This is a genomic window from Rhizobium grahamii CCGE 502 (assembly GCF_000298315.2).
Taxonomy (GTDB): Bacteria; Pseudomonadota; Alphaproteobacteria; order Rhizobiales; family Rhizobiaceae; genus Rhizobium; species Rhizobium grahamii.
On sequence record NZ_AEYE02000015.1, the window covers coordinates 379,557 to 386,143 of the forward strand.

General features: G+C 59.6%; 6 protein-coding genes and 1 pseudogene. 6 read left to right on the forward strand and 1 reads right to left on the reverse strand.

Annotation, left to right across the window (positions count from 1 at the left end; genetic code table 11):
* The first annotated feature begins 169 nt into the window (after window positions 1-169).
* From RGCCGE502_RS16060 to RGCCGE502_RS16075, 4 genes are all read left to right on the forward strand, one after another.
* Window positions 170-895: an SDR family NAD(P)-dependent oxidoreductase gene (locus RGCCGE502_RS16060; RefSeq protein ID WP_016555224.1), complete on the forward strand. Its 726-nt coding sequence runs from the start codon at window positions 170-172 to the stop codon at window positions 893-895.
* Window positions 889-1,359: a RidA family protein gene (locus tag RGCCGE502_RS16065; RefSeq protein ID WP_016555225.1), complete on the forward strand. Its 471-nt coding sequence runs from the start codon at window positions 889-891 to the stop codon at window positions 1,357-1,359. The genes RGCCGE502_RS16060 and RGCCGE502_RS16065 overlap by 7 nt, the downstream gene beginning before the upstream one ends.
* 38 nt (window positions 1,360-1,397) lie before the next feature.
* Window positions 1,398-2,387, forward strand: coding sequence for an enoyl-CoA hydratase/isomerase family protein (locus RGCCGE502_RS16070; RefSeq protein WP_016555226.1), 990 nt, complete (start codon window positions 1,398-1,400; stop codon window positions 2,385-2,387).
* Between the two features lie 327 nt (window positions 2,388-2,714).
* Complete coding sequence (locus RGCCGE502_RS16075; RefSeq protein ID WP_019280019.1) at window positions 2,715-3,383, forward strand: VOC family protein; 669 nt, start codon at window positions 2,715-2,717, stop codon at window positions 3,381-3,383.
* A gap of 36 nt (window positions 3,384-3,419) precedes the next feature.
* Here RGCCGE502_RS16075 and RGCCGE502_RS39075 read toward each other — a convergent pair.
* Window positions 3,420-3,561: pseudogene (locus RGCCGE502_RS39075) on the reverse strand (tautomerase family protein); the annotation flags it as partial.
* Window positions 3,562-4,645: 1,084 nt separating this feature from the next.
* Here RGCCGE502_RS39075 and RGCCGE502_RS16085 point away from each other — a divergent pair.
* Together RGCCGE502_RS16085 and RGCCGE502_RS16090 are read left to right on the forward strand one after the other, a co-directional pair.
* On the forward strand, window positions 4,646-5,119 hold the full coding sequence (locus RGCCGE502_RS16085; RefSeq protein ID WP_016555229.1) for a hypothetical protein: 474 nt from the start codon (window positions 4,646-4,648) through the stop codon (window positions 5,117-5,119).
* The gene (locus tag RGCCGE502_RS16090) at window positions 5,112-6,338 is read left to right on the forward strand and encodes an HlyD family secretion protein (protein ID WP_016555230.1); all 1,227 of its coding nucleotides are present in this window, start codon (window positions 5,112-5,114) and stop codon (window positions 6,336-6,338) included. Before RGCCGE502_RS16085 ends, RGCCGE502_RS16090 begins: the two co-directional genes overlap by 8 nt.
* Window positions 6,339-6,587 lie beyond the last annotated feature (249 nt).

Sequence of the window (6,587 nt, forward strand, 5' to 3'; positions counted from 1 at the left end):
CACCTTGGTACAATAGCGCCTCGAGGAAATCGGCGCGATGGTTGTGGAGAACACAGGGCGTAAGCCCCTTCGGTCCCGGCGTCGCCGGCACCAGCACATCAATTTCGAAACAGGCCGACCTGCCCCCAAGGTGGGGCGAACGGCTCTTTGCGTCAAAACGGAGGCATATATGAGTGTGCAAAAGACCGTCGTGGTAACCGGTGCCTCGCAGGGGATCGGGGCCGGTATCGTGAAGACCTTCCTCGACAAGGGCTACAATGTCGTCGGAACCTCGAGACGCATTAGCGAGACCGCGCTCTTCGAACGCGCCGAGCGCTTGGAACTCGTCAACGGCGACGTCAGCGATCCGGACACAGCAGAACGGGTCGCACAGCGGGCAGTCGAACGGTTCGGATCTATCGATGCCCTGGTCAACAATGCCGGAATCTTCTTCACAAAGCCCTTCCTGGAATACACAGTTGACGATTTCCGGCAGCTCTCCGCGACCAACGTGGAAGGCTTCATCCTTTTCACCAATCATGCGATCAGACAGATGCTTCGCCAGAAGTCTGGCGGAAGCATCGTCACCATCACGTCGTCCCTTACGGATCACCCGATCGCGGGCGTGAACGCATCGCTGCCGATGATCACAAAAGGTGGACTCAACGCGATCACCAAGAGCCTCGCGCTGGAATTCGCCGGCGACAACATTCGCGTGAACGCGGTGTCGCCAGGAGTCGTCGACACGCCGCTGCACGCGTCTAACCCGAAGGACCTTTTGAAATCGCTGTCGCCGATGGGGACGATCACCGCGGTCCAGGAGATCGTCAATGGCGTCGTCTACCTGACGGAGTCCGCAAATATCACCGGGGAGGTGCTGCACGTCGACAACGGCGCACATCTCGGCAAATGGTAGCCCGCGGCCCAGAAGCGCGACTGGAGGAACTGGCCATTGCCTTGCCTCCTGCGCCTACACCTTTCGGCGCCTATGTCGAAGCTGTGCAGTGCGACACCCTGTTGTTCCTCAGCGGCATGTTGCCAGTGGTTGGACACGATCCGGTTTATCACGGGCGCGTCGGCGAGGAATTGTCTGTCCTCGAAGGTTATGACGCGGCGCGCACGGCCTGCCTCAGCGGCATTGCCGCAGCCAAGGCGCAGCTCGGATCGCTGGATCGCATTCGCTGCATCGCCAAGCTCGGCGTCTACATCGCTACGCCGGGAGATTTCCGTGAACATCCGAAGGTCGCCGACGGCGCCTCGGAACTGCTGCTCGATGTGTTCGGTGCGGATCGGGTCCCGCCGCGTATCGTCCTCGGCGTCGCCAGCATACCGCTGGGTCTGCCGGTCGAAGTCGAACTCGTTTTCGAGATCGAGCCCTAGCAAACCTTTCTCTTCCAATCTCACCGATGGAGCAAGTCATGAAGATCAAGCCAACGAATGCGAGAAACGCCGTCATTGTCTCGTCGAAGTTTTTGACGGCCACCGCCCTTCTGGTGCTGCCCGCTCTCGCGCTTTCCGGCCAAGCAGTCGTCGCCGAAAAGACCACCCGTCCGGCGGGCGAGCAAGCTCAGCCCGCAAGCGAGCAGACGCAGATCAAGGTCGACAAAAGGACCCCGGCGTACTGGCGGGTGACTTTCGACAACCCGCCCTTCAACATCTTCGGGCCGGAGACTATTCCGCAGATGGAGAAGGTCGTCGCCGAGATCGAGTCGGATCCCGACCTGCGCGTCGTTGTCTTCGATAGTGCTGTGCCGGGCTTTTTCCTGACCCACTACAACTTCACGCCCCCGCTTTCCGAATCCACCAGCCTGCCGTCAGGGACGACGGGACTTCATCCGCTTCCGGACATGTTGGTTCGCATCAGCAAGGCGCCGGTGGTTTCCATCGCACTGATCCGCGGACGCGCAACGGGGGTCGGTAGCGAACTTGCGCTGGCGAGCGACATGCGCTTTGCGAGCCGGGAGAAGGCAATCCTTTCCCAATGGGAGGTCGGCGCAGGCTTCGTACCCGGTGGTGGTCCTATGGCCCGGCTTCCCCGTCTGATGGGCCGGGGCCGAGCGCTTGAGGTTCTGCTCGGCTCCGACGACATCAATGGCGATCTTGCCGAGGAGTACGGCTACGTCAACCGGTCGTTCCCCGACGACAAGCTTGACCCGTTCGTAGACGCCCTTGCCACTCGCATCGCCGGCTTCGACCGCCAGGCAATCACTGACACCAAACGTCTCGTCGACTATGCAAGCCTGCCGTCCGACCCCGAGATCGGCGCCGGGTGGGACGCGTTCATCACGTCCGTACAGCGCCCGGTCGCACAGAAGAACATCGGCAAGCTGATGGATATGGGCCTGCAGACCAATCCTGATATCGAGGCCAGACTTGGCCACTACACGGGAACCTTGGCAGGCAAATAGCTGTAGCGGGTGTTCGGAGAGACGTTGGCTGGTCGTAGGGACACCTCAAATGACCGCGCACAAAGCAGGACGAACATGATTAGGAAGCGCGCACCGATTGCTCGCCGAGATCAAGCCGACCTTCCAGGTCGAGGCGATACACCCATGACGCGCTTGAAAGCGGTGCTAGCCGCCGCCTCGGAACCATATCCAACCGAGGCAGCTACCCGAGCCACCAAACTGCCCTCCTGGCGACACCATTGGATAATGGACGGTCCCCCGAGGCGAGCGCATCGTGTGCCTGGTCGCGGGAAGTTCCCCGCAGCAATTTTACCGAGGGATGACAAGATGACTATTCAGGAGCGTAGCAGGACCGCGACAAAGACAGTGAAGGATGTCGACATGAAACTGGAGGTCGTCGTGATCCCAGTTTCGGACGTCGACCGCGCCAAGGCATTCTATACCGGACTTGGATGGCGTCTCGACGCCGACGTGCCCGGCAAGGACGGCTTCCGCGTCGTTCAAGTCACGCCGCCGGGATCGCCCTGCTCTGTGATCTTCGGATCGAACGTCACATCCGCGGTGCCGGGCTCCGCTCAGGGACTGCATCTTATCGTATCAGACATTGAGATGGCTCACGCGGCACTGGCCTCACATGGTGCTGAAATGAGCAGCGTCTTCCACGACGTCGGTGGCGTCTTTCACCACCAAAACACCGATGGACGGCTGCCCGGCCCACACCCTTCGCGCGCCAGCTATGGATCGTTCGCATCCTTTAGCGACCCGGACGGCAACGGATGGCTCCTCCAGGAGATTACGACGAGGCTACCGGGTCGGATAGAGACCAACGGTGCGACGTTGGCCTCCGGCAGCGATCTGGCAGCAGCCCTTCGGCGCGCTGCCGCTGCCCATGGCGAGCATGAGAAGCGAAACGGGGGCAAGCATGACGATGACTGGCCCGATTGGTACGCCGCATACATTCTTGCCGAGCAAGCAGGGGCCGATCTTCCGGAATGACACGATCAAACTGCGCGCGCTTGCCGGCCCAACGGACTAGGTGCCCTTGGCGGCGGCGAGCTTCCGATATTCCGCGGTCGGCAGCCCACCCCATCCCCAGTTGTCGAGGTCCACTGCCTCGATAACCATGTAGGTGGGCGACTTTGAGGACCTCGAGCAGCACCTGGCTGACGCCCGCGGTAGCCCTCCAGTCAGCTATTACCGTTCCAGCTCTCCCCTGATCCGCCCGGCAGCTATACGCACACAAGGATCGCTTTTGGCATCAAACCGCACGCCGCGGCCGAAAACCGCGAGGGCGATCGAGTAAGCCTTCAAATGCTCGCCTCGACCTGCGAGGGTCTCCTCGACGATGAAGGACCGGAAATTTGAGGACCGCTTGGGTAGTCTGCATTCCTCGCTGGCCAAAATACGTGCAAGCTGCTCCCCGGACCGCTTGAGGTGACGGTTCCGCCTGTTGCATCACTCCTGTGCCGGCACTTGTCATCGGGCCTCTCGATCCTGATTAAGTACGCTTGCAGCAGCTATGAGCAGTGTAATCGCAACCAGGTACAAGCGGCAACATAATCTGCCAATACATCGATGGGATCGTCGCAACTTGATTCCAATCAAGGTGGCGTGATTTCTTCCTGCGCTTGGTCTTGAATAGCGCCCTAACGGTAGAGGTTACTCGAAGTTACGCCCGCCTTGCCTTCGAAACGAGTATGGTTGTCGGTGCCAGACTGGCGACGGCGGACAGTGCGGCAATGGGCACACCTCTCTTTGTTGGTCAGGATATCGGCCGCTCCTACCGAACGGGCATCCCCAACCGTCCTGAACGCTTTAGTGACGTCATGACCAATACTGGCCTTGGAAGAGGCGGACAGGGGCAATGAGGTCAAGTCCTGTCGTCGCTACCAGCAGCAGCCATCAATCAGTCGTTCCGGATGTGCGCGAGTATCCTTGCGCCTTCGGTTTCGCCGACAAACTCAGCCGCAAGCGCCACCTTTTTTTGCATGCATGCTGCAACACCATTTGGGGCACGCTAGCGGCAGGTAGGTATGGACTGGAGCAGCATGCGTGGCGTGGCGTGGCGACGCACTACCCTTTGCAGTTCATATGAAGCGACACATCGAACCGCGCGGACGGTCAATATGGTTGGCCACCGCCAGAGACTCTCTGTAGATTACCCGATACTACGAGAAAGATGCGTGGGTTCTCTGTAAGGTAAGAGTAGCGCGATTTGAGTTTTTCAGCCTGTTCTAACCCCCATGAAGGAAGTCCCGATGGCGCAAGATCTCCATCCGGCAGCTGTTGAGCATTTGCCATTCTTCATCACGCCGCCCGGTCAGACCGACTACCTGTTCGTCGGCGTCGTTGTCTTCCTGATCCTGATGATCCTGATTGTCGGCAATCTTTACTTTCAGCTTCACGCTGTTCCCGAGCGCATGGCGCATCGCACCAGCAAGGTCCAGATGGAAGTGGTCGCGGTCCTGGCGCTGATTTCGCTCTTCACGCACAACCACCTGTTCTGGATCGCGGGTTTGCTGCTCGCCTTCATACACATCCCCGACTTTTCGACGCCGCTCTACTCGATCGCTCAATCGCTGGGGAAGCTGTCCGGCCGCACGGTTGAAACGACCGACGACCCCGCCTTGGTTCGCGACCAGCCTCCTAAATCCGTCGAATCGCATGCGATGCCTGAAGAGCCCGCCAAGAGCGAGGCCCAGGGCGACGTGAAGGTATCTGCCCATGTTTGAATTGATGCTTTGCTCGCTTCTCACGATCTTCCCGGACTACCTCTACCGGCGCTATGTCCAGGGAAAGCGAATTGGCTATGAGATCAACCTCTATACCATGTGGTACGAGTTGCGCTGGGGCATTTCGGCGTGCCTCATGCTCACCATTTCGCTGATCACATTGATCTTCTATTTTCATCCGTCGACGAAAAACGTGACGGCGGTGTTCCGCACGGTGACGATCCTGCCGGAAACGGTCGGGCGCGTCGATGAGGTCTTTGTCGGCATCAATCAGAAAGTTGAAGCTGGCGCGCCGCTTTTCCGGCTGGATGATTCACAGCAAAGGGCAGCGCTTGAGACGGCGCGGCGGAAAATCGCGGAACTGGATGCCGAAGCCAAGGTTGCGCAGACGGACTTGGTGACAGCGGATGGTCAGATCCAGGAAGCCCAAGGTGCGCTTCAGGTTGCCATCGACGAATATGAACTGAAGGCCCAGCTCTTGACCAGAGATGCTGTTGCCCGTCGCGAGGTCGATCGCCTCGCCAACACGGTCGAAAGCCGCAAGGGCTCGCTCGGTTCTGCAATCGCCAAGAAGGATACCCTCCTGGCCAAGATCGCAGACCTCCTGCCGTCACAGAAAGCGAGCGCGGAAGCGGCGCTTGCGCAGGCACAGGTGGAGTTGGACAAGACACTGGTGCGTGCCGGAGTCGCCGGCACTGTTCAACAATTCACTCTGCGGCCAGGTGATGTCGTCAACACCATGATCAGACCCGCTGGTATTCTCGTGCCGGCAACAGCGGGCAAAGGCACGCTGATCGCAGGCTTTGGACAGATCGAAGCACAGGTCATGAAACAAGGGATGATCGCCGAGGCCACCTGCATCGGAAAGCCGTTCACCATCATTCCGCTTGTTGTGACCGAGGTGCAGGATGTCATCGCGGCTGGGCAATTGCGGATTACTGATCAGCTTGTTGATGTTCAGCAACTGGCGCGGCCGGGAACGCTTACCGTCTTCCTGCAGCCGCTGTTCGAAGGCGGGCTGGATGACATTCCGCCCGGCAGTAGCTGCATCGCGAACGCCTATACGAATAACCACGACGCACTCGCCGACAAGAATATCGGCGCCATGCAATGGGTCTTTCTGCATGTGGTGGACACCGTCGGTCTCGTGCACGCGATGATCCTGCGCATCCAAGCTTTGCTCCTTCCTGTACAGACCCTGGTGTTTTCGGGGCATTGATCGCGCCGGTGGCTTGAAAATGTCGGCGAGAGCTACGCCCTCGGCGGGCGCGGCTGGTCTGCGGGTGAAATGGTAATCGAAGCGTAGCCGGCCCATAGCCGCCATTAAGGCAAGTCCGCAATGCGTCAATTGCGGACATGACGGGGTCGATTTTTCCCTCATCGCGCAGCCGGAAAACGTCGGGACATGTAGCGCGGAGACAGAAATGACTCCTCAGACGGCAATGGTATCAACTGAAGCGGTGTCACG

What these genes read in the sequence shown, in the direction of transcription:
- RGCCGE502_RS16060 (WP_016555224.1), top strand. Translation starts at nt 170, where the DNA reads ATGAGTGTGCAAAAGACCGTCGTGGTAACCGGTGCCTCGCAGGGGATC.
- RGCCGE502_RS16065 (WP_016555225.1), top strand. Translation starts at nt 889, where the DNA reads ATGGTAGCCCGCGGCCCAGAAGCGCGACTGGAGGAACTGGCCATTGCC.
- RGCCGE502_RS16070 (WP_016555226.1), top strand. Translation starts at nt 1,398, where the DNA reads ATGAAGATCAAGCCAACGAATGCGAGAAACGCCGTCATTGTCTCGTCG.
- RGCCGE502_RS16075 (WP_019280019.1), top strand. Translation starts at nt 2,715, where the DNA reads ATGACTATTCAGGAGCGTAGCAGGACCGCGACAAAGACAGTGAAGGAT.
- RGCCGE502_RS16085 (WP_016555229.1), top strand. Translation starts at nt 4,646, where the DNA reads ATGGCGCAAGATCTCCATCCGGCAGCTGTTGAGCATTTGCCATTCTTC.
- RGCCGE502_RS16090 (WP_016555230.1), top strand. Translation starts at nt 5,112, where the DNA reads ATGTTTGAATTGATGCTTTGCTCGCTTCTCACGATCTTCCCGGACTAC.